The 21,341-nt window shown below is 57.6% G+C and carries 20 protein-coding genes and 1 pseudogene; 13 read left to right on the top strand and 8 right to left on the bottom strand.

The genetic code is table 11. The features are described 5' to 3' along the window. Positions 1-8: 8 nt before the first annotated feature. From AEQ67_RS11875 to AEQ67_RS11855, 5 genes are all read left to right on the top strand, one after another. The gene (locus tag AEQ67_RS11875; RefSeq protein ID WP_059404042.1) at positions 9-431 is read left to right on the top strand and encodes a YybH family protein; all 423 of its coding nucleotides are present in this window, start codon (positions 9-11) and stop codon (positions 429-431) included. A 54-nt stretch (positions 432-485) separates the two neighbouring features. Continuing rightward, positions 486-1,997, top strand: coding sequence for a purine-cytosine permease family protein (locus AEQ67_RS11870; protein ID WP_059404041.1), 1,512 nt, complete (start codon positions 486-488; stop codon positions 1,995-1,997). A 204-nt stretch (positions 1,998-2,201) separates the two neighbouring features. After that, a complete protein-coding gene (locus AEQ67_RS11865; RefSeq protein ID WP_059404040.1) occupies positions 2,202-3,581 on the top strand; it encodes a sodium:solute symporter in 1,380 nt (459 codons plus the stop codon). 85 nt (positions 3,582-3,666) lie between these two features. Then, entirely contained in the window at positions 3,667-4,392 is a 726-nt protein-coding gene (locus AEQ67_RS11860) for an MBL fold metallo-hydrolase (RefSeq protein ID WP_059404039.1), read from the top strand. Between the two features lie 55 nt (positions 4,393-4,447). Continuing rightward, the gene (locus AEQ67_RS11855) at positions 4,448-4,699 is read left to right on the top strand and encodes a phosphopantetheine-containing protein (RefSeq protein ID WP_059404038.1); all 252 of its coding nucleotides are present in this window, start codon (positions 4,448-4,450) and stop codon (positions 4,697-4,699) included. 196 nt (positions 4,700-4,895) lie between these two features. Here the strand turns inward: AEQ67_RS11855 and AEQ67_RS36490 are convergent, their stop codons facing one another. The 3 genes from AEQ67_RS36490 to AEQ67_RS11845 all read right to left on the bottom strand — a co-directional run bounded on the left by AEQ67_RS36490 (position 4,896) and on the right by AEQ67_RS11845 (position 7,218). Beyond that, positions 4,896-5,027 carry a PA1414 family protein gene (locus AEQ67_RS36490; RefSeq protein WP_256580670.1) on the bottom strand — a complete coding sequence of 44 codons (132 nt, stop codon included), beginning with the start codon at positions 5,025-5,027 and terminating at the stop codon, positions 4,896-4,898. 152 nt (positions 5,028-5,179) lie between these two features. Next, complete coding sequence (locus AEQ67_RS11850) at positions 5,180-6,112, bottom strand: DMT family transporter (protein WP_059404037.1); 933 nt, start codon at positions 6,110-6,112, stop codon at positions 5,180-5,182. 269 nt (positions 6,113-6,381) lie between these two features. Beyond that, on the bottom strand, positions 6,382-7,218 hold the full coding sequence (locus tag AEQ67_RS11845) for a CvfB family protein (RefSeq protein ID WP_059404036.1): 837 nt from the start codon (positions 7,216-7,218) through the stop codon (positions 6,382-6,384). 351 nt (positions 7,219-7,569) lie between these two features. Between AEQ67_RS11845 and AEQ67_RS11840 the strand changes: the two genes are divergently transcribed. From AEQ67_RS11840 to AEQ67_RS11830, 3 genes are all read left to right on the top strand, one after another. Then, the gene (locus AEQ67_RS11840) at positions 7,570-7,758 is read left to right on the top strand and encodes a hypothetical protein (protein ID WP_017337097.1); all 189 of its coding nucleotides are present in this window, start codon (positions 7,570-7,572) and stop codon (positions 7,756-7,758) included. 207 nt (positions 7,759-7,965) lie between these two features. Continuing rightward, the gene (locus tag AEQ67_RS11835; RefSeq protein WP_059404035.1) at positions 7,966-8,682 is read left to right on the top strand and encodes a TorF family putative porin; all 717 of its coding nucleotides are present in this window, start codon (positions 7,966-7,968) and stop codon (positions 8,680-8,682) included. A gap of 65 nt (positions 8,683-8,747) precedes the next feature. After that, positions 8,748-9,617 (top strand): DUF6279 family lipoprotein, encoded by an 870-nt coding sequence (locus AEQ67_RS11830; protein ID WP_059404034.1) that lies wholly within the window; start codon positions 8,748-8,750, stop codon positions 9,615-9,617. 92 nt (positions 9,618-9,709) lie between these two features. Here AEQ67_RS11830 and AEQ67_RS11825 read toward each other — a convergent pair whose 3' ends face one another. Then, a complete protein-coding gene (locus tag AEQ67_RS11825) occupies positions 9,710-10,099 on the bottom strand; it encodes a hypothetical protein (protein WP_059404033.1) in 390 nt (129 codons plus the stop codon). A gap of 177 nt (positions 10,100-10,276) precedes the next feature. Here AEQ67_RS11825 and AEQ67_RS11820 point away from each other — a divergent pair, with 177 nt between their 5' ends. After that, positions 10,277-11,011: a DUF899 domain-containing protein gene (locus AEQ67_RS11820; RefSeq protein ID WP_059404032.1), complete on the top strand. Its 735-nt coding sequence runs from the start codon at positions 10,277-10,279 to the stop codon at positions 11,009-11,011. Between the two features lie 144 nt (positions 11,012-11,155). Then, the gene (locus tag AEQ67_RS11815; RefSeq protein ID WP_059404031.1) at positions 11,156-11,431 is read left to right on the top strand and encodes a hypothetical protein; all 276 of its coding nucleotides are present in this window, start codon (positions 11,156-11,158) and stop codon (positions 11,429-11,431) included. Positions 11,432-11,541: 110 nt separating this feature from the next. On the opposite strand, the gene AEQ67_RS11810 is transcribed toward AEQ67_RS11815, so the two are convergent. The 3 genes from AEQ67_RS11810 to AEQ67_RS11800 form a co-directional block, all read right to left on the bottom strand. Beyond that, a complete protein-coding gene (locus AEQ67_RS11810; protein WP_059404030.1) occupies positions 11,542-12,315 on the bottom strand; it encodes an IclR family transcriptional regulator in 774 nt (257 codons plus the stop codon). 97 nt (positions 12,316-12,412) lie between these two features. Next, positions 12,413-13,624, bottom strand: a complete 1,212-nt coding sequence (locus AEQ67_RS11805; protein WP_082377821.1) for a CaiB/BaiF CoA transferase family protein — start codon at positions 13,622-13,624, stop codon at positions 12,413-12,415. After that, on the bottom strand, positions 13,621-14,562 hold the full coding sequence (locus AEQ67_RS11800; RefSeq protein WP_059404029.1) for a hydroxymethylglutaryl-CoA lyase: 942 nt from the start codon (positions 14,560-14,562) through the stop codon (positions 13,621-13,623). The genes AEQ67_RS11805 and AEQ67_RS11800 overlap by 4 nt, the downstream gene beginning before the upstream one ends. Before the next feature lie 268 nt (positions 14,563-14,830). On the opposite strand from AEQ67_RS11800, the gene AEQ67_RS11795 reads away from it, so the two are divergent. Continuing rightward, positions 14,831-16,117, top strand: coding sequence for a CitMHS family transporter (locus AEQ67_RS11795; protein ID WP_059404028.1), 1,287 nt, complete (start codon positions 14,831-14,833; stop codon positions 16,115-16,117). A 389-nt stretch (positions 16,118-16,506) separates the two neighbouring features. Here the strand turns inward: AEQ67_RS11795 and AEQ67_RS11790 are convergent, their stop codons facing one another. Beyond that, complete coding sequence (locus AEQ67_RS11790; RefSeq protein ID WP_059404027.1) at positions 16,507-17,853, bottom strand: DEAD/DEAH box helicase; 1,347 nt, start codon at positions 17,851-17,853, stop codon at positions 16,507-16,509. Positions 17,854-18,046: 193 nt separating this feature from the next. On the opposite strand from AEQ67_RS11790, the pseudogene AEQ67_RS11785 reads away from it, so the two are divergent. Together AEQ67_RS11785 and AEQ67_RS11780 are read left to right on the top strand one after the other, a co-directional pair. After that, positions 18,047-18,748, top strand: a pseudogene (locus AEQ67_RS11785) (mechanosensitive ion channel domain-containing protein); the annotation flags it as partial. A gap of 1,115 nt (positions 18,749-19,863) precedes the next feature. Continuing rightward, positions 19,864-21,297: a site-specific integrase gene (locus AEQ67_RS11780; protein WP_236710310.1), complete on the top strand. Its 1,434-nt coding sequence runs from the start codon at positions 19,864-19,866 to the stop codon at positions 21,295-21,297. The last annotated feature ends 44 nt before the right edge of the window (positions 21,298-21,341 follow it).

Here is a 21,341-nt window from a genome sequence, read left to right as displayed (position 1 = left end):
GATGGGTCATGACCGAACGTGATCAGGTTTTGAAAGCGGCGGCCGATCTGGTATCCGCCTTCGCCCGTAACGATCGCGAAGCCTACTTCGGCGCGTTCAGCGCCGATGCCAGCTTCGTCTTCTACACCCTCGAACAGCCCCTGCTGTCGCGCGATGCCTACCAGGCGTTGTGGGACACCTGGCGTTCCGAGGACGGCTTCGAGGTGCTTTCGTGCACCTCAAGCAACGCCTTCGTCAGCCTGCAAGGTGACGTGGCGATTTTCATCCATGACGTGGCCACCGAGCTGCGCATGCAAGGGGAGCAACACTTCAGCCAGGAGCGCGAGACGATTGTTTTCAAGAAACAAGCGTCTGGCCAAGAACAACAAGGCCTTTGGCTGGCCTGCCACGAACACTTGTCCGCCTTGCCGGAAGGGCTGCCAACCCCTTAGCCAAACAGGTGACGCTCACGCACGATGAGCGCGCCTTTATGATCGGAGCTGATCATGAATAACAACAACAAAGACCAAAGCCTTACGCAAATTGAAACCTACGGGGTCGAACAGATCCCGGACAGCGAACGCACCGCAGGCCCGACGGATTTGTTCCGGATGATCTTCGGTGGTTCCAACACCTTCGCCACCGCCGTGCTCGGCAGTTTCCCGGTGCTGTTCGGCCTGTCTTTTCAGGCGGGCGTCTGGGCGATTGTGCTGGGCGTGTTGCTGGGCTCGCTGATCCTCGCGCCGATGGGCCTGTTCGGTCCGATCAACGGCACCAACAACGCCGTGTCTTCCGGTGCGCACTTCGGCGTGCACGGGCGGATCGTCGGTTCGTTCCTGTCGCTATTGACCGCCATCGCCTTCTTCTCGCTCTCGGTGTGGAGTTCGGGTGATGCGCTGATCGGTGGGGCCAAACGCTTGATCGGTCTGCCGGAAACCGACCTGACCCTGGGCCTGGCCTACGGTCTGTTCGCGATTCTGGTGCTGACGGTGTGCATCTATGGCTTCCGTTTCCTGCTGTGGGTCAACAAGATCGCGGTGTGGAGCGCCAGCCTGCTGTTCCTGCTGGGCATCTTCGCCTTCGCCGGTCCTTTCGATGTGAACTACGCCGGCACCGTGAGCATGGGGCAACCGGGTTTCTGGGCAGCCTTTATCGGTGCTGCTCTGGTAGCCATGAGCAACCCGATTTCCTTTGGTGCGTTCCTCGGCGACTGGTCGCGCTACATCCCTCGCGAAACGCCAAAAGGCCGGATCATGGCGGCTGTGGTGATCTCGCAGATCGCCACCTTTATCCCGTTCCTGTTCGGTCTTGCGACCGCCACCATCGTAGCGATCAAGGCGCCAGACTACATCGCCGCCAACAACTACGTCGGCGGTCTGCTGGCTGTCTCGCCGAGCTGGTTCTTCCTGCCGGTGTGCCTGATCGCGGTGATCGGCGGCATGTCCACCGGCACCACGTCGCTGTATGGCACCGGGCTGGACATGTCCAGCGTGTTCCCTCGCGTGCTGTCGCGGGTCAAGGCAACGCTGCTGATCGGCGTGATGTCGATTGCGTTCATCTTCATCGGACGCTTCGCCGCGAACCTGGTGCAGAGCGTGTCGACCTTCGCCGTGCTGATCATCACCTGCACCACTCCGTGGATGGTGATCATGATCATCGGCCTGGTCGTGCGTCGCGGCTTCTACTGCCCGGATGACCTGCAAGTCTTCACCCGTGGCGAGAAAGGCGGTCGTTACTGGTTCACCCACGGCTGGAACTGGCGTGGCCTGGGTGCCTGGATCCCGAGCGCACTGGTGGGTCTGTGCTTTGTGAACCTGCCGGGGCAGTTTGTCGGGGTGCTGGGCGATCTGGCCGGCGGCATCGACATCAGCCTGCCGGTCACCCTTGGCCTGGCGTCGCTGGTGTACCTGGCGCTGCTGAGCCTGTTCCCGGAATCGGCAACCGTGTTCGGTCCAAACGATGCACGCAGCAAGGGCACGGATTCGCTCGCTAAACCGTCGGTGCGACAAGTCGCCTGATTAAACGCATTACCTGTGATCAACACATGACCTGTAGGAGCGAGGCTCGCCCGCGAAGAACGATGACGCGGTCTGCCTGACAGACCGAGGCGTCCCCTTCGCGGGCAAGTCGGATCGCCGCACCGCTCGCTCCTACAGGGATTGAGACACCACAGGGATTGATTTCAGCCTCACCATAAAAAAGACAATCGGAGACACGCCATCATGGCATTGGATTTATTCGTCGTACTCATCTACGCCGCCGCGATGCTGATACTCGGCTACTACGGCATGCGCAAAGCCAAGACCAACGAAGACTTTTTGGTTGCCGGTCGTAACCTCGGCCCAAGCCTGTACATGGGCACCATGGCCGCCACCGTTCTGGGTGGTGCGTCCACCGTCGGCACCGTGCGCCTGGGCTACGTCCATGGCATCTCCGGTTTCTGGCTGTGTGCCGCACTGGGCTGCGGGATCGTGGCGCTGAACCTGTTCCTCGCCAAACCGCTGCTGAAACTGAAGATCTACACCGTTACCCAAGTGCTGGAGAAACGCTACAACCCGATGGCCCGCTCGGCGAGCGCGGTGATCATGCTGGCGTATGCGCTGATGATCGGCGTGGTCTCGATCCTGGCCATTGGCACCGTACTGCAAGTGCTGTTCGACCTGCCGTTCTGGCTGTCGGTATTGGTCGGCGGTGGTGTGGTGGTGATTTATTCGGCGATCGGCGGCATGTGGTCCCTGACCCTGACCGACATCGTCCAGTTCGTCATCAAGACCGTGGGCCTGATGTTCATCCTGTTGCCAATCTGCCTGTACCGCGTCGGTGGTTGGGATGAGTTGGTGTTGAAACTGCCGGCAACCGCCTTCAGCTTCACCACGATTGGCTGGGACACCATCATCACCTACTTCATGATCTACTTCTTCGGGATCCTGATCGGTCAAGACATCTGGCAGCGTGTGTTCACCGTCAAGAGCGCCAAAGTGGCTCAGGTCGCCGGTACTGCTGCCGGTATCTATTGCATCGTTTACGGACTGGCCTGCGCCCTGATCGGCATGGCCGCTCATGTGCTGATCCCGGACCTGGACAACGTCAACAACGCGTTCGCCGCCATCGTCAAATTGTCCCTGCCAGACGGTATTCGTGGCCTGGTAATCGCTGCCGCACTGGCTGCCATGATGTCCACCGCCAGCGCCGGCCTGCTCGCCGCCGCCACCACCCTGACCGAAGACCTGCTGCCGAAACTGCGCGGCGGTAAACAGTCGAGCCTGGGCATCAACCGCCTGTTCACCCTGCTGACCGGCATCGCCGTGCTGGGTATCGCGCTGGTGGTCAACGACGTGATCAGTGCCTTGACCCTGGCCTACAACCTGTTGGTGGGCGGCATGCTGATCCCGCTGATCGGTGCAATCTTCTGGAAACGCGCCACCACCGCCGGCGCTATCGCCAGCATGGGCATGGGCTTTGCCACCGCGCTGCTGTTCATGATCAAGGACGGTATGGACGCCAACACCCCGATCTACTACAGCCTCGCCGTAGGCCTCGTGAGCTTCGTGGTGGTCAGCTTGCTGTCCCCTCGTCCAGCAACCGTGGCCAGCGCCGCCTAAGCTGAACATAACGACTTGATGCTTTCTTCGACGGGTGTGGCGTCGGTTGCCACACCCGTTTTTTTTCGCCTGAAGGAAACTGCTTATGAAGATCGTCAGCCGCGATCAGTGGTTCGAGGTCAAACAGCTCAGCGACGGCATTCGCCTGATTCACGAGCCGTACATCCGGCCCTTTTATCGCTGCAACCTCTGGCACATACAGGGTCGCGACAAGGACCTGCTGCTGGACAGCGGTTCCGGGCTGGTGAGCTTGCGCGAACAATTGCCGTGGATCACCGAGCGGCCGCTGGTGGCGGTGGCGAGTCATTGCCATTTCGACCACATTGCCGGGCATCACGAATTCCCGGAACGCCTGGTGCACCCGGCCGAAGCGCAGATCCTGGCCGCGCCGGACGGTGAAAACACCTTGAGCACGGCGTTCGTCGGCGACGAGATGTTCGAGGCGCACCCCGATTGCCCGTTGTGCTACGCCGAGTATCGGGTCAAGGCCGCGCCAGCGACTGGTTTGATTGAAGAAGGTGACGTGCTGGACCTGGGTGACCGGGTGCTGCAAGTGCTGCATACACCGGGGCATTCACCGGGCGGCATCAGCTTGTACGAGGCCGCCACCGAGACGCTGTTCAGCGGCGACATCATCTACGACGGGCCGCTGATCGAAGACGCTTACCACTCCAACCTCGACGATTACGCCCGCAGCCTGCAACGCTTGCGCGCGCTGCCGATTCGCACGGTGCATGGCGGGCATTTCGGAAGTTTCTCCGGGGAGCATTTGCGCACAATGATTGACGAGTGGCAGCGCCTGCACGGCTGAAGCCTGCTGTACTCAGACCCAGGGACAACAACAATAACGCCCTCGAAGAACAACCATGAAAGAAGCCGCTTTGCGTGACGCCGTGCATCGTTTCATCAGCCGCCTGCTGGAAGGTCGGGATGACTTCGACGACGACGCCAGCCTGGCGCAGTTGGGATTGGATAAAGAAGATATCGAAGAGCTGATCTTCCATCTGGAAGATGAACTGGGTTTGACCGCGTTTACGGCCGAAGAAGACCGGATGCTCAAGACAGCGAAAACAGCGAATGACTTGAGCCGGTTTTTACTGGAGATCGGACGGCATTGAGTTTGCCTGTACCGCTGCAATTCCCTGTAGCAGCTGTCGAGCCTGCGAGGCTGCGTTCGGCTGCGCAGCAGTCGTGAATTCAGGAGACACGGTCTTTCAGGACTACCTCGCACTCAGGTTTTGCGACGGCTGCGCCGCCGAACGCAGCCTCGCGAGCTCGGCAGCTGCTACAGCTGCTCCATCGGCCGCTTCGCCCTTACCGGCGGCGCTGCTGCTGGCGTCGGCGTTGTTCGTCGTCAGTGCGAATAGGCACAGGTTGCAGAGGCGGTTCGATCAAACCGAGTGCGACACCCAGGTCGTGCAGCCAGTTTTGGATTTTCTCTTTCATGGTGCCCCCTTCAGGGTAGTGCCGAGCGACCGGAATTCTGTAGCCGCTTCGCACTGATAATAGTCGGAAGTCCTACGCATTGCTCGCCCAAAGTCGCAATGATCTGTTACTGAATTGATCAAAATACCTGACCATTAGTTCAAGACGCCCGCTCAGTGCTGGCCGAGGGCTTTGCGCAAGCGACGGCGCACCCACTGCTCGGCGCTGACAAACGTGATGCCCAGCAGCACCAGCACCGCCCCGATCACGAAGTTGACGCTCAACTCTTCGCCCAACAGCACCACGCCAAACGTGACGCCGAACAGCGGCGTCATGAACGAGAACACCGCCAGGTTCGCCGCCAGATAGCGCCGTAGCAACCAGAACCACGTCAAATAGCTGAAGAACGACACCACCAAGCCCTGAAACAGCACGCTGGCCACCGCGACAGTGGTCAGGCTGACGTGTGTGACCTGGCCACTGAGGATCGCGATCAGCAGCAAGCCGACGAACCCGACGATTAATTGATAGAACAGGGTCAGGGTCACCGGCGCTTCCGACAGACGTGAAGCGCGCACCACTACGGTGGTCGCGCCCCAGGAAGCCCCGGCCAGGACGCCCAACGCGTCGCCTATCAACATGCGGTGATCGAGGTTATCCCAGGAAACCCCTCCGGCAAACGCGAAGGCGATCCCGACGAAGGCAAGGAAAATACCCAGCCACTGCACGGGCCTCAATCGTTCGCTCGGCAACAGCCAATGAACACCCAATGCAGTGAAGATCGGCGCGGTATAGAGGAACACCGACATGTGCGCCGCCGTGGTCAGTTGCAAGCCTTCGGAAATGAAGAAGAATTCCAGGCCAAACAACGCACCGGCCAGCAGGCCACCGCGCCAGGTAGTGCCGACCTGATCCCAACCACCCTTCCAGCAGATGAGCATTGCTACAAGCAACGCGGAAATGCCCGAGCGCCCGGCGGCCTGCATGACCGGCGCGATGTCCGGCGCAGCCCATTTGATCATCACCTGCTGCACGCCCCAGATCAGGCACAACCCGATCATCACTTGCAGGGCGAACCCGTCGGCGCTACGCCGGGTGACGCTCACCGGAACACCTCGACAACACAATCCATGGCAGTGACTCGACAGTAAAAGCAAAGCCCCGGCACGGGGGCCGGGGCGAAAAAATCAGGCTGTCGATTATTAACCAAATGGACAGAAAAAAGAGCCCGAGGGAGACCTTTAAATTGCCACCAGCGTCATCCGCCCGTGGACACGGATCGTCTGCAGGAGCTGCCGCAGGCTGCGATCTTTTGATGTTCAGAAGATCAAGATCAAAAGATCGCAGCCTGCCGCAGCTCCTACAGGGGTCGGCGTTAGCTCAGTTCGATGCGATCGGCATGAATGACGATCTGGCCATTTTTGTACAACGCACCGATAGCCTTCTTGAAGTTGCCCTTGCTGACGCCAAACATGCTGCTGATCACCGTTGGGTCGCTCTTGTCGCTGACCGGCAGGCTGCCGTTGTTGTCGCGCAACTTGGCGAGGATCTTCGAGTTCAGGCTGGTGGCGGCTTCTTCGCCGACCGGTTGCAGGCTCAGGCTGATCTTGCCGTCGGTACGGACTTCTTTGATAAAGCCCTTCTCTTCTTTACCGGCGCGCATGAACTTGAAGATTTCATTCTTGTGGATCAAGCCCCAGTGCTTATTGTTGATGATTGCCTTGAAGCCCATATCGGTGGCTTCGGCAACCAGCAAATCAACTTCCTGGCCAGGGGTGTAGCTGGCCGGGGTCTTGTCCAGGTAGCGGTCCAGGCGTGCGGTCGCGGTGATGCGGCGGGTGTGCTTGTCGAGGTAGACGTGCACCACCACGTATTCGCCAGCGGTCATCTGGCGTTTTTCTTCGGAGTACGGCAGCAACAGATCCTTCGGCAGACCCCAATCCAGGAACACGCCGATGCTGTTGACTTCAACGACTTTCAAACTGGCGAATTCACCGACCTGAACTTTCGGCTTTTCGGTAGTTGCGATGAGTTTGTCATCGCTGTCCAGATAAACAAAAACGTTGAGCCAATCTTCATCTTCGCTGGGAATATCTTTGGGAATATAACGATTAGGCAGAAGGATTTCGCCATCCGCGCCACCGTCCAGATATAAACCGAAGTTAGTGTGTTTAACCACTTGCAAACTGTTGTAGCGCCCGACTAAAGCCATTTCCAATACCCTCATTGCGTGGGCGGCATTCTACCCGGTTTTGCCGACAGTGTTCGGTGGCCGGCCCGGTGGCGCAGGAAAATCCGCTGAAGGCCTTAATTTTCCTGGGTTTTATCCACGGGCTGGCGGCCACTCGTCAGACCGATCCCGCTACCCTGCCCCGCCCCCACCACGCCAGGATGCTTTTTCCTGACCGATGTTCTTATTTAAAACAGCAGCTTAGCCGGATAATTCGAACAATGATCGGTGAGTAATCAAGTGAAGGCAGCGGTTATTTCAGGGGGATATTTACCAAGCAATTGTCAAGTATTTCATGTACGATGCCTGGCCAAGTTAATTTTCTACAGGTTAATGGCCGCCATGCGTGTAAAAGCATCCAACAGCAAAGCAAAGCCAGCTCCAGCCGTTGAAACCAGCGAATCGATCAACAACCAGATTGCTGCGTTCCTCAAGTCCGGTGGCGAGATCCAGCAAATTGCCAAAGGCGTCAGCGGCCAGACATTCGGCCCGTCCAAGCAGATCACGCTAGGCAAGAAGTAACACCCCTGCGTTAACTGGTCCATAAGCGCTTTGAGCTTCGAAGCGCTTGGGCTGGAACCCTCCCGAAACACCCCGCCAAACACATCAATAATTCAAAAATCGACGAACGGCCCTCGATGCCGAGCATTCGCCGGTATGCTTGCACACGTCTAGATCAAGCGTTTGGCAGGTTTTGCAACCTGCGCCTCGCTGTCAATGGAGTGACGCATGCTCAAACCCTCTCTTGTATTGCTCGGCACTCTGCTGTCGTTCTCGATCGCCAATGCGCAAATCTTCCAGCGTGAATTGGGCGACTTCGATCTCAAACTCGGCACTACCCCCAGCCGCAGCATGGCCCAAGGGCTGGTCAAGCCTTCCAGCACCGGCTCGTTCCACGGTGGCCTCGACCTCAGCCATGAAAGCGGCTTCTACGTGGGCCAGTGGGCACCGAGCATGGGTTTAACGCCGGGCGCCAACCTTGAAGTCGACTCCTACATGGGCTTTAAACAGCCTTTCGATAATACCCTTGGGTACGAAGTCGGCATGATCCGTTACAGCTACCCGAAGGTAGAGACTCTCGACAGCCAGGAGCTTTTCGGTGGCCTGACCTTTTTGGGCAGCCGTTTCGGCGCCGCCTTCAGCAATGACCCCGACAAACAGAACAGCACCGTGTTCGCCGATCTCGGTGGCAATCAGCCGTTCGGCATCGGGATCAGCATGAAATACACCACCCACCAACTCAACACACCGGTGTCCGTCGACGGCGGCTATGTAGGCAGTTTCACCGATTGGTCGGTGAAATTTTCCCGACCATTCATGGGCGTCGACCTGGACCTGATCTACAGTGGTTCCAGCCTCAGCGGCAGCGACTGCTCAGCCTACTCCGGGCACAACAGCCAGTGCGACGGGCTGGTGACCCTCAAGGCCGAACGCGCCTTTTATTGATCGGCTGAACTGCCGGGTTCATCCTGCGTTCACATGAGAACCTACGCTTTCGCAAGGACTCGCCCATGTCGCGCTGGTTGAAATGTCTCGCCGTCATCATCACCCTCAGTCTTGCGCTCGGCGCGTGCAGCCGCGTGGGCCTGGCCTATCGCAACCTCGATGTGATCATTCCGTGGACGCTCAGCGATTACCTGGACATGAACGGCGAGCAGAAAGGCTGGTTCAACGAGCGCCTCAAGGAGCACCTGAGCTGGCATTGCACCACGCAATTGCCGGGCTACCTCGACTGGCTGGACCGCTTGCAGGTCATGGTCGAGACCAACCAGGTCACCGATGCCGCGTTGCAAACCCGCACTCAGGAAGCCAAGGCCGCCATCGCCCAGACTGCGCGAGAAATCACCCCGTCGGCCATCGAGCTGTTACAGGGACTGGATGACAAGCAAGTCGCGGAGATGAACGACGCCTTCGCCAAGGACCAGCGCAAACGCCAGGAGGACTACGTCAAACCGTCGTTGGATCAGCAGATCAAGGAGCGTGGCGAGCGTATGGAAAAGCGTCTGACTGACTGGCTTGGCCCGCTCAGCGCAGCCCAGCGACTTCGAATTGCTGCGTGGTCGAACGCCTTGGGTGACCAGAACACCCAATGGATTGCCAATCGCGCCCATTGGCAAAAGCAGTTCAGTGCAGCGGTTGCCCATCGCCATAGTCCCGAATTCCCACAACGAATCGAGACGCTTCTGGTCAATCGCGAGAGTTTATGGACACCTGCTTACCGTCAGGCCTACGCCAACACCGAAGCCCAGGCGCGAGGATTGTTTGTGGATTTGATGGCAGAAAGCACACCGGAACAGCGTCAGCGACTGCTGAAAAAAATCGAAGGGGTGCGCAAGGACTTCAACGATTTGAAGTGTTTGAAAGCGGCGAAGCAAGGATAAGTATCGGACACAAAAATTCGCGGGCAAGCCTCGCTCCTACAATCCGCGGTGATCTGTAGGAGCGAGGCTTGCCCGCGAAGCTTTTTACGGCATCAGGCGATCTGCGCCTTCGACGCCAGCTGGTCAAATGTCACCTCATCCAGCGCATCTTCCTGCTCATCCAATACCTGCCGCGGATGGTCATTACCCGGAATGCTGCTATCAATCAGGCTCAACAAACTGGAGCCACGAGGCGTCAAAATGTAATTAGAGCCAGTGCCACCCTGCTCCTCGGGACGAGGCTCGATATACCCGCGTGCCAGCAGTAACTTTTCATACTCACCGGCCACCGCTTTCAGATGGTCCAGATTTTCGGTCTGCTCGCCTTCCGAAGTCTTCTGCGCCACGTATTGCTCGGCATAAGGCCGCGGCGTGAAGCTGCTGGCACCGTTCTGCACTTCGTGTAGCAAGCGCTCTATCAAATCCCAGTTATAAGTCGTCATCCTGGTTCAACCTCCAAAGCCCGTGAAAGAGATGGCCTTCATAGGTTGTGACCGGTGCCGCGAGCAGCCGTTCAGCCGAGGTTTTGAACAGCACCGACCGGCGGCATGTCGAATTTGGCGTAGGCCAAACGACTAGGCTGTGTAAGTCACCTCCCAGCACTTTGCAGGAGAAACCCGATGAACATTCAGAATCATCCCGTCGTGTCCCGAGAAGAATGGCTCGCCGCCCGTAAACAACACCTGGCCCACGAAAAAGCCTTCACCCGGGAACGCGACAAACTCAGCGCCGAACGTCGCGCCTTGCCCTGGGTGAAAATCGAAAAGGACTACCACTTCCAGGGCCCCAACGGCGAACTGAAGCTGGCCGACCTGTTCGGCGGTCGCAGCCAGTTGGCCATCTATCACTTCATGTTCGCCGACGGCTGGGACGAAGGGTGCCCCGGTTGCTCGTTCCTGTCAGACCACATCGACGGCGCCAACCAGCATCTGGCCCACCACGACGTGGCGGTAGTTGCGGTTTCGCACGCACCGTTTGCCGAATTCCAGGCTTTCAAACGGCGCATGGGCTGGAAATTCGACTGGGTGTCGTCAGAAGGCTGCGACTTCAACTACGACTTTGGCGTCTCGGCGCGAGCAGAGGATGTTACCGCCGGTACGGCTACCTACAATTACGAAAAAACCGACGGCTCCGAAGAAGAACTCCCTGGCCTCAGCGTGTTTTATCGCAACGAAGCCGGTGAGATTTTCCACACCTACTCCACCTATGCCCGAGGCCTCGACATGTTGGTCGGTGCCTATAACTACCTTGACCTTATGCCCAAGGGGCGTAATGAAGAGGAAATCATGGAATGGGTGCGGCACCATGACCGTTATGAAGAAAAGGCCCCGTCCAGCTGCTGCCATGGGGGATAGACGGCAGAGACCGAGTCGCGACCTTCGCGAGCAGGCTCGCGAAGGCTGACTAACAGTCAACACCGATCCCCCGGCGCTGAACTTTTTTCCTGTTCCACCCCTCAACCGGATAACCCGCCTTAACCGGAAATGAGGCCTACCCCCATGAAACCCCTGCTGAAGCTCACCCTCGCCGCCACCCTCGCCTGCGCCCTTCCCGTCTGGGCCTGTACACCCGAGGAAGCCACCGCCAAGCGCGAACAACTGGCCAAGGAAGTCACCAAGCTCACCCAGCAGAATCCGGCCAAGGCCAAGGAGATCAACGATGAGTTGCAGAAGATGGATCTGGGCACGGCCAGCGCGGATTTACCGGACAAGTGCCAGTTGATTGATCAGCGGTTGAAGGAGCTGGATTCGGCGGAGAAAAAAACCGAGGGTTAACGGCAAAAAGATCGCAGCCTCGTTTCACTCGACAGCTCCTACAAACACTGGCGTAAACCTGTAGGAGCTGTCGAGTGAAACGAGGCTGCGATCTTTTGATTTGAAGAAGGTCAGTCTTCTACTACAGCAATCCGCTCAATTGCCTTGAGCAGTTCCCGATTATCCCCGCCCAACGCAACAGTCGCCTTGGCCGCGGCATCGAGCAACAACCCGCACGCCGCCAGCACTTTTTCGTGGCTGAATCGCTCGGCCGGACCGGAGAGGGTCAACGCGCCGGTCAATTCGAAAGCGGCGTTGAATACCGGCACGGAAACAGAAGCCGTCTCTGGGTCCCGCTCCCCGAAGGACGTCGCCCAGAATTGCTCGCGAATCGCGCCCAGACTCGGGTCGGACACTGCGCTGAACGCCCGCAGGACTTTTCCGGAAGCACCGGCATTGACCGGGAATCGTGCACCTTCATGCAGCGCCACCCTCACCGCCCGCTTAGGCTCGACGCGAAACAACACCACGCGGCTGTCGTTTTCCCGCACATAAAACGAAGACGTTTCGCCACTCGCTTCCGACAGGGACTCCAGCAGCGGGTGGATAACATCCCGCAGGCGGAATGAGGTCTGATAGACCTGTGCCAGGCGCAACGGCTCAGGGCCGACGGCGTACTGGCCATCGCCGAGGCGACGGATGAAACCGGCGCGCTCCAGCGAGCTCATCAAGCGCAGGATGGTGCTTTTATACAGCCCCGTACGCCGGGCAATTTCCGCCAGCGGCAGGCTGTTGTTGCCGACATCAAACGCCGCGAGGATCGCAAACGCGCGATCCACGGCCGCCACGCCACCTTCGGCAGCAGGCTGGGAAGATTCATCTTCTGAGGGTGATTGTTTGCTCATGTTCGCTCGTGACAAAGCTTCAGGACGGCGCCAGCACAGGGCTGCGCAGCGGCTACCTTAACCGTTGAGCGAACGGGCGACCACCCTGAGCGCACGCTCATGCCGAAGACTTGATGACCCCGGCGCCGTGCAGCGCATCGATATCGGCCGTGGTGTAACCCAGTTCGGCCAACAGTTCATCGGAGTGACTGCCCAACACCGGCACATTCAGTCGAGTACCAAAGCGCTGACCATCCATTTCGAATGGCAGCATCGGCACCTTCACCGACTGGCCGTCAGGCAATGTCACGTTGGCCATGCCTCCGGACTCGTTCAGGTGTCTGTCCTCGAACATGTCCTGAGGTCGCTGGATCGGTGAAAACGGCAGACCCGCCTTTTCGCACAGCGCCATCACCTGCACTTTGCTCATGCCCGCCAGGCACTCGCGCACTGTCGGCAGGATCAACTTGCGTGCCGCCACTCGCTGATTGTTGCCGGCCAGTTGCGGATCGTTGCCAAACGCATCGAAGCCGAATACCTCACAGAAGCTTTTCCACTGACTGTCGCTGACCACGCCGAGGAATATCTGCTCTTCATCGGCGCAGCTGAACACATCGTAGATCGCCCACGCCGAGACTCGGCTGGGCATTGGCGCCGCCGGTGTGCCGGTGACCACGCTTTGCATCATGTGCTGGGCCACGAGGAACGCCGAGTTTTCGAACAGGCCGGTCTGCACGAATTGACCCTGTGCACTCTGGGTGCGTTGCAGCAGTGCCGCGAGTATCGAAATCGCGCTGAACATTCCGCCCATGACGTCGTTGACCGATGCCCCGGCGCGCAACGGCTGGCCAACCGGCCCGGTCATGTAGGCCAGGCCCGTCATCATCTGCACCACTTCGTCGAGCGCCGTGCAATGTTCGTAAGGGCCGGGCAGGAAACCTTTCATGGAGCTGTAAATAATGTCCGGTTTGATCGCCTTGACGTCGTTGTAACCCAGACCGAGTTTTTCCATCGTCCCCGGACGAAAGTTCTCGGTGACCACGTCGGCGGTAGCGATCAGTTTCTTGACCGCAGCAATGCCTTGCGGATTTTTCAGGTCGACGGCGAAGCTTTTCTTGTTGCGGTTGTAGGTGGTCCAGTAACCCGCGCCGGAGCCCATCAAGCGCCGCGTATTATCGCCTTGCGGGGCAGGCTCGACCTTGATGACCTCAGCCCCCAGGTCAGCCAGTACCAGACCGCACGTCGGCCCCATGACCATGTGGACGAACTCGATGACCCGAATCCCGGCCAGCGGCAAAGGCTTTTGTTGTTGGCTGAGGTTCATGTTCATACCGCCTTCTTTGCATAGTGAAAATTCTTGCCCACACCCGCATCGGGGATGAAGCCGTACAGCGGTTCACCCGGCAGGCCCTGGCGCAACCACTCGCGCGCCGCCACCAGCCGGTCGATGTCGATGCCGGTGCGCAGGCCCATGGACTCGAGCAGGTAAACCAGGTCTTCGGTGACGATGTTGCCCGACGCTCCCGGTGCGTAAGGACAACCGCCAATTCCGCCTTGGGACGCGTCGAGGGTGGTTACGCCTGCGTCCAGCGCCGCCAGCACATTGGCCAGGCCCTGGCCGCGGGTATTGTGGAAATGTGCACTGCCGGCAACGCCCGGCAGCTCCTGACGCAACCGCGTGAACAAGCGCCGGACCTGGGTCGGATTGGCGTAGCCGACGGTGTCCGCCAGGCCCACTTCGTCGACGCCCAGTTCGGCCATGATCGTGGCCATGCGCAGGGTGTCGTCATCCGGCACTTCACCCTGGATCGTGCAGCCGAATACCGTCGATAACCCGGCCTCGATTTCGATGTGTGGGTACTGCTCGTTGCGCAACGCAACGACGGCACGAACCTCCTGATAGACCTCGACATGCGTCTTGCGAATGTTGACCAGGGAATGGGGTTCGCTCACCGAAATCGGCAGGGTGATTTTCTGCACGCCAGCCTTGAATGCCGCTTCGGCACCTTTGAGATTGGGCACCAGCGCGGTCACGAAAAGGTTCGGCAAAGTCCGCGCATAAACCACCACTTGAGCTGCATCGGCCATTTGCGGCAGCAGTTTCGGTGAAACGAAAGAGCCTACTTCGATCTCGCGCAGCCCGGCATTCGCCAGGGCAGCGATCCATTTCAGTTTCAGCTCAGTCGGCATGGTTGCCGCGACGCTTTGCAGGCCGTCACGTGGCCCGACTTCACTGACCAGAATATCGATTTGGTTCAAATGACCCATCACCAGCCCTCCTGAGACGCCACGAGAGCCCGTGTTTTCGGGCATCTCGACATGCGTTCTATCTGACAGAATATTGTTCTGTTTTTAGTATCTGCCGGGTTTCGGTGGCTTGTCAACGAACGGACAAAACTTGACAGCGCAAAAAATTGATTGGAAAGTTGTTCCATCAAAAGGAATGATGTTCTGCCTAACAGAACGAAACAGATGACAGAGTGCGACATTCGCCCGCCGTCACACCCGGACAAAACCTATAAAAACGAGGGAAACCATGCTGACCCTACTCAGCTATTCAATGATCACGTGCTTCATGTACCTGGTCATGAGCAAACGCCTGTCACCGCTGGTTGCGCTATTGCTGGTTCCGGTCGCCTTTGCCTGCCTGGCCGGTTACACCACGACGCTCGGGCCGATGATGTTTGATGGCCTGAAGATGCTGGCCCCGACCGGGGTGATGCTGACTTTTGCGATCCTGTACTTCTGCATGATGACCGATGCCGGGTTGTTCAATCCGCTGGTCAAGCTGATCCTCAAAGCGGTGAAAGGCGACCCGCAGAAAATCGTGCTGGGCACGGCGATTCTCGGGATTTGCGTCGGCCTGGACGGCGACGGCGCCACCACTTACATCATCACCTGCGCGGCGCTGTTGCCGTTGTATCGCCGCACCGGCGTGCGCCTGCAAGTCATGGCCACCGTGTTGCTACTGGCCATTGGCGTAATGAACATTCTGCCGTGGGCCGGGCCGTTTTCCCGGGCGGCCAGCGCCATGAAAGTGGACATCACCGAGCTCTTCGTGGCGATGTTGCCGCTGATGGCCATCGGGTTGGCGTGGGTGCTTTTTGTCGCGCTGTACCTGGGTCGCCTGGAGCGCCGCCGCTTGGGGGTGGTTCAACTTGACGGCAATGAAGGCCTGGAACACTTCACCGAGTTTCGCCTGAACGACTGGCGTTTTTTGTTCAACGCCGCGCTGACCGTTGCCCTGATCGCGCTGATGATGCTGGCGGTGATGCCGCCTGCGGTGCTGTTCATGCTCGCCTTCGGTATTGGCCTGGTGGTGAACTTCCCGAACCTGAAAGAGCAGAAAGCAGTGATCGCGCGCCACGCCGATAACGTCATGGCGGAGACCTTGCTGATCTTCGCGGCGGGGGTTTTCGTTGGCATCATGGGCGGCACCGGCATGACCAAAGCCATCTCCGAGAGCCTGATCCACGTGATTCCGGAATGGGCCGGCAGTTCGATGTCGATCATCACCGCGTTCATCAGCATGCCGTTCACCTACGTGCTGACCAACGACGCGTTCTACTTCGGCGTGCTGCCGATCCTCGCTGAAACCGCCAGCCACTATGGCATCAGCGGCAAGGAAATGGCGATCGCCGGGCTGATCGGCCAGCCGGTGCATTTGCTCAGTCCGCTGGTGGCGTCCACGTATCTGCTGTGTGGGTTGCTGGATCTGGATTATGGCGACAACCAGCGCATGACGTTGAAGTGGACGGTCGGGACGGTGGGGGTGATGTTATTGGCGGCGTTGGCGTTTGGGTCGATTTCCATCATTAGGTAACCGCCCCCGTAGGAGCCGGCTTGCTGGCGATTGGCGCACGCGGTGTGTCAAGGAGACCGCTTCGCTGGCAAGCCAGCTCCTACAGGGGTTGGTGCGCGCGGTGTGTCAGGGAGACCGCTTCGCTGGCAAGCCAGCTCCTACAGGGGTTGGTGCGCGCGTTGTGTCAGGGAGACCGCTTCGCTGGCAAGCCAGCTCCTACAGGGGTTGGTGTGCGCGGCGTGTCAGGGAGACCGCTTCGCTGGCAAGCCAGCTCCTACAGGGGTTGGTGCGCGCGGTGTGTCGAGGAGACCGCTTCGCTGGCAAGCCAGCTCCTACAGGGGTTGGCGCATATCCAGGGCATAAAAAAACCGGACATCAGTCCGGTTTTTTTATGGGATCGCTACAGCGCCTTATTCAGCAGCTGGCGCTTCCGGCTTGCGGCGCTTCAGAGGCGCCATGCCGTCCTTGCTGACCAGCGACAGGGCGTCGGTCTTCGGGCGGTTGGCGATCTTGCGCTTGGTCGGGGCCTTGGCGCCGGTTTTCTTCTTGTCGCCCTTGGCGTCGACCTTTTTCTTCTTCACGCCAACGGCTTTGCCCGAGGCCTTGACCTTTTTCGGTCCGCCGTAGGTGCCTTTGACTTCCTTGATGGTGCGACGCTCGAAGCTCTGCTTGAGGTAGCGCTCGACGCTCGACATCAGGTTCCAGTCGCCGTGGCAGATCAGCGAGATAGCCAGGCCATCGTTGCCGGCACGGCCAGTACGGCCGATGCGGTGAACGTATTCGTCGCCGCTGCGCGGCATGTCGAAGTTGATCACCAGGTCCAGGCCGTCCACATCGAGGCCGCGAGCCGCGACGTCGGTGGCGACCAGGATCTTCACGCCGCCCTGCTTCAGGCGGTCAATGGCCAGTTTGCGGTCTTTCTGGTCCTTGTCACCGTGCAGCACGAACGCTTTGTATTCCTGCGCCACCAGACGGCCGTAGATACGGTCGGCCATGGCCCGGGTGTTGGTGAACACGATGGCCTTCTGATAGGTCTCGTTGGCCAGCAGCCAGTTCACGATCTGTTCTTTATGCTGGTTGTGGTCAGCGGTGATGATCTGCTGACGGGTGGTCGCGTTCAGGTCGCTGACGTTGTTGAGCTGCAAGTGCTCAGGGTCGTTCAGCACCTTGGCGACCATCTCGCGCAGGCCCGAACCACCGGTGGTGGCGGAGAACAGCATGGTCTGCTGACGGTTGGTGCACTCTGCCACCAGACGCTGGACGTCTTCGGCAAAGCCCATGTCGAGCATGCGGTCGGCTTCGTCGAGGACCAGCACTTCGACTTCTTTCAGGTCGAGGTTGCCGGCGTTCAGTTGCTCGATCATCCGGCCCGGCGTACCAATCAGGATGTCCGGCACCTTGCGCAGCATGGCGGCCTGGACCTTGAAGTCTTCACCGCCGGTGATCAGGCCGGACTTGATGAACGTGTACTGAGCGAAGCGCTCGACTTCCTTGATGGTCTGCTGGGCCAGCTCGCGGGTCGGCAGCAGGATCAGGGTCTTGATGCTGACGCGGACTTTCGCCGGGCCGATCAAGCGGTTGAGGATCGGCAAAACGAAGGCCGCGGTTTTGCCGCTACCGGTTTGCGCTGTCACCCGCAGGTCACGCCCTTGGAGCGCCAGCGGAATAGCCGCTGCTTGCACAGGCGTTGGCTCGACAAATTTAAGCTCGGCCACGGCTTTGAGCAGGCGTTCGTGCAGGGCGAATTGGGAAAACACGGGTGCTACCTCGAAGAAATACAAAAAAACAGCTGCATAGGGTAACGGTTTCGAGCGCCGAGGCCGAGTTTCTTTATACAAACGGCTGCAATCAGTGGCTTTTTTGTTGCCTGATTTGTCCCCAAACGTAATACAGACCGTCTTAAATGCTCTAATCGCCCCGTCGCGTCCTACAGAAGAATCGTTTTTGCCCATGGATATCAAACAGCTCTGGCTCAACGTCCAAGACCTTTGGGGTGCCCTCGATCAGCACCCGCTCCTGCATTCCAGCCTGGCGCTGATGGTGTTGCTGGTGATTGCGCTCGTCCTCGGACGAGTGGCGCGCTACCTCATTCTGCACGTGACCAAAATGCTCGGCCGGCAACCGGCGTTGCATTGGGTCAACGACTTGCGGCACAACAAGGTCTTTCATCGGCTGGCGCAGATGACGCCGTCGCTGGTGATCCAGTTCGGCCTGTACCTGGTGCCGGAACTGAGCAAGACCAGCCTGATCTTCCTCGGCAACGTCGCGCTGGCGTTCACCATTCTGTTCCTGCTGCTGGCGGTCAGCGCCCTGCTCAGCGCCCTGCTGGACATCTACGCCCGCACCGAACACGCCCGCACCCGCTCGATCAAAGGCTACGTGCAACTGACGAAAATGGTCTTGTACGTGCTCGGTGCAATTATCATCGTCGCCACGTTGATCGACCGTTCGCCGCTGTTGCTGTTGTCGGGTCTGGGCGCGATGTCGGCGGTGATTCTGTTGGTCTACAAAGACACGCTGCTGTCGTTCGTCGCCAGCGTGCAGTTGACCAGCAATGACATGCTGCGGGTCGGTGACTGGATCGAGATGCCACAAGTGGGCGCTGACGGTGATGTGGTCGACATCACGTTGCACACGGTCAAAGTGCAGAATCACCCGTGAGTTATGAAAAACTGACTATGACCCGTAGATAATCAAAAAAATGGACATGCCATTTCACTAGACTCTCTCCTACTCCCTCCCCTTCTTCGCATCCCTTCCTAGCAGAACAGAGCCTGGTAGCATCCCTCCTTTTCAATGCCATCAGCAGAGTGCTGCCCTCACTTCCAGTTTCAAGTCCTCACTCACCCAGATTGTCAGCAGCGGCTTCGGTGCGGCCAACGCCTACTAAACACCGCCTGTTCCACCCAGTCCGCAACCCCACAGGTGCTTCTAATTACTTAAGGAGGGTAGCCAACCAGTCTCAGCCTACCGATAGCCTCAGCTAATAGTCTGGTAGCAGACTCCCTTAGACCGGTGGGCTTCACAATGCCGCTTGGAATAAAGCTACTGCTTCAGGCAGATGCGAGGTAAGAGGTAAGAGGTAAGAGATCAACGATACTCAACCATGCTGCATTGCTCATGATCGGTAGCATGGAGCGTGCTGACGAGCGAAAAGCTGCACTAGGCTCCCGCCGCCTACCATGCTGCTGAAGCCGTCATCCCCGCTTTGAGAGTCGCAACTGATGCGAGCACAAGCGAACCTAAACCAGCCAGTCCCGTAATAAACGCTCCGCCGCCATTGTAGCTAGCCATAGACACCAGTTGAGCTGCGCGTAGGTGGCTACCAGCTTCAGGCGTGAAGTGACCAGAAACCTGAACCTGCCATCAGGGCTTACAAATCCCCCCCAAGCACCAGGGCAGTAACGTTCAACATGAGGTAGGCCATCAACCGTTCGTCAGAGGTACGATTAATTTCAAGCACGGAAAAAAAATCCAGAAATGGGTTTATCCAAATGTTTAATAATATCTATCCGCACAAAAAATTTTTTGTATGAATACCGCCCTCGCTCACGGGGCCCGCATGGCTCAAGGCCTGGCAGATAACTCGACAAAGGCAGTAGTCAGGCGCGTACAACCAACCAACTTGTCAATTTCTCAATAAATGATTAAGTATAAATAATCGCACAACTAAGAGTGTACTTTCCGCATACTCTAAATGCCGCTTGACAGAGCCTGACAATGAAAACTTAAATCACCCCACCTATTTCATGATCGCGTTATTGAGCATGTCGTCAATCGTCAATAAAACCCCGAGAAAAGTGCCAGTTAGAAAATACCGGTATGTGACTTTGCCGCTCGTGTCGTTGTTCAGAAAGTCGAACATCGCTGAGGATGAGGATGAGGATGGCTGGGAGCTCAAAGCTACCTTGGTGGGTAAGTATTTCATCACACCGTTCAAGGGTAGTGGTGGAGCTGCAGAAGCCAGGAACGTCCCGGTAATCCTTAACCCCGACGGCTCCATCTGGAAACACGGATCGCTTTACATACTGGCAAGGGCGACTGATTTTGACGCGCCATCAGATCAAACATTGAAAGGCTATGCCAAGGGTCTTGTCGACTATATGAATACGCTTGCACAAGACGGCGTAGATTATCTTGCGACGCCCAAACGAATAGGTGCGCGCCCGACATACCATTACAAGGCAGAGTTAAGCCTTAAGGTCAACCTGAATGAAATTGCAGCCAGCACTGCAAACGGACGAATTTCTGCAGTCGTTAACTTTTATCGCTGGATGCAAGGTCGGTATGACTACCACCCCACCGAAGCCTTGTGGCAAGAAGTTGTCCGTAAAATCCCCTATCAGGACAAGAGGGGATTCTATCGAAACAAGCCAGTAGTTACTACTGATCTAAGAATCAAAAAAACTACCGAAGAGTCAACCGGTGAGTATGTCGTTGATGAAGGAAAGCTCTATCCGTATAGCCAAGAGCAGCAAACTGCACTGATCCAAGCATTGGTGGTGAGCGGTAATACCGAAATGTTTTTGACCTTCCTTCTTTCTATATTTACAGGCTCAAGACTTAGCACAACTTACACCATACGCCGCTCCAACATTATGAATCCCGAAAACGTAAAAACCAACGAAACCGCCGTAAAGATTGGTCGTGGGACACTGGTTGATAACAAACTAGAAAAATCCATGACCATATATATTCCAGCTTGGTTAAACGCCCTTCTTTACGCTTACATAAACTCGGAGAGACATAAGAGACGAGCAGCCAAGGCTTCAATTAAAAATGATGGCGAGCAGTATGTATTTCTAACTCAACATGGCAACCCATACTACATCTCTAAAAAGGATATTGAGAGGGGTCAAGGCAGCCCAATCCAGGAAGGATATTCAGTCCGTCAATTTGCCTCAAAAAAATTACAGTCTTTAATAAACCAAACAGAGACACCATTCAAATTTAGATTCCATAATCTAAGAGCGTGCTTCTGTATGAATGAAATTGACCAAAAAATGAAAGGAATTCCCAACGGTGATGCCGACCGGATTTATGCTGTATTAACTCACGTACAAGGAAGAATGGGGCATAGCGACATTACTACAACGCAACGCTACTTCCGCTACCGCGAAATGAAAAATATCGCACTACAGGCGCAGAGCGACTTCGAACTCCATCTTCAGTCCTTGGCGGAAAGCTATGTTTTCTCATAAAGTCCGCTCAATACTACGCAATAACCCAAACATCGTGCTCATTG

It is taken from the genome of Pseudomonas sp. RIT-PI-q (genome assembly GCF_001297125.1).
GTDB lineage: Bacteria > Pseudomonadota > Gammaproteobacteria > Pseudomonadales > Pseudomonadaceae > Aquipseudomonas.
This window is presented reverse-complemented; position numbering and strand designations above follow the sequence as displayed.

Bases quoted from the DNA above. Each gene is read 5' to 3' on its own strand.
- AEQ67_RS11875 (WP_059404042.1), top strand. From the start codon at position 9: ATGACCGAACGTGATCAGGTTTTGAAAGCGGCGGCCGATCTGGTATCC.
- AEQ67_RS11870 (WP_059404041.1), top strand. From the start codon at position 486: ATGAATAACAACAACAAAGACCAAAGCCTTACGCAAATTGAAACCTAC.
- AEQ67_RS11865 (WP_059404040.1), top strand. From the start codon at position 2,202: ATGGCATTGGATTTATTCGTCGTACTCATCTACGCCGCCGCGATGCTG.
- AEQ67_RS11860 (WP_059404039.1), top strand. From the start codon at position 3,667: ATGAAGATCGTCAGCCGCGATCAGTGGTTCGAGGTCAAACAGCTCAGC.
- AEQ67_RS11855 (WP_059404038.1), top strand. From the start codon at position 4,448: ATGAAAGAAGCCGCTTTGCGTGACGCCGTGCATCGTTTCATCAGCCGC.
- AEQ67_RS36490 (WP_256580670.1), bottom strand. From the start codon at position 5,027: ATGAAAGAGAAAATCCAAAACTGGCTGCACGACCTGGGTGTCGCACTC.
- AEQ67_RS11845 (WP_059404036.1), bottom strand. From the start codon at position 7,218: ATGGCTTTAGTCGGGCGCTACAACAGTTTGCAAGTGGTTAAACACACT.
- AEQ67_RS11840 (WP_017337097.1), top strand. From the start codon at position 7,570: ATGGCCGCCATGCGTGTAAAAGCATCCAACAGCAAAGCAAAGCCAGCT.
- AEQ67_RS11835 (WP_059404035.1), top strand. From the start codon at position 7,966: ATGCTCAAACCCTCTCTTGTATTGCTCGGCACTCTGCTGTCGTTCTCG.
- AEQ67_RS11830 (WP_059404034.1), top strand. From the start codon at position 8,748: ATGTCGCGCTGGTTGAAATGTCTCGCCGTCATCATCACCCTCAGTCTT.
- AEQ67_RS11825 (WP_059404033.1), bottom strand. From the start codon at position 10,099: ATGACGACTTATAACTGGGATTTGATAGAGCGCTTGCTACACGAAGTG.
- AEQ67_RS11820 (WP_059404032.1), top strand. From the start codon at position 10,277: ATGAACATTCAGAATCATCCCGTCGTGTCCCGAGAAGAATGGCTCGCC.
- AEQ67_RS11815 (WP_059404031.1), top strand. From the start codon at position 11,156: ATGAAACCCCTGCTGAAGCTCACCCTCGCCGCCACCCTCGCCTGCGCC.
- AEQ67_RS11810 (WP_059404030.1), bottom strand. From the start codon at position 12,315: ATGAGCAAACAATCACCCTCAGAAGATGAATCTTCCCAGCCTGCTGCC.
- AEQ67_RS11805 (WP_082377821.1), bottom strand. From the start codon at position 13,624: ATGAACATGAACCTCAGCCAACAACAAAAGCCTTTGCCGCTGGCCGGG.
- AEQ67_RS11800 (WP_059404029.1), bottom strand. From the start codon at position 14,562: ATGGGTCATTTGAACCAAATCGATATTCTGGTCAGTGAAGTCGGGCCA.
- AEQ67_RS11795 (WP_059404028.1), top strand. From the start codon at position 14,831: ATGCTGACCCTACTCAGCTATTCAATGATCACGTGCTTCATGTACCTG.
- AEQ67_RS11780 (WP_236710310.1), top strand. From the start codon at position 19,864: ATGTCGTCAATCGTCAATAAAACCCCGAGAAAAGTGCCAGTTAGAAAA.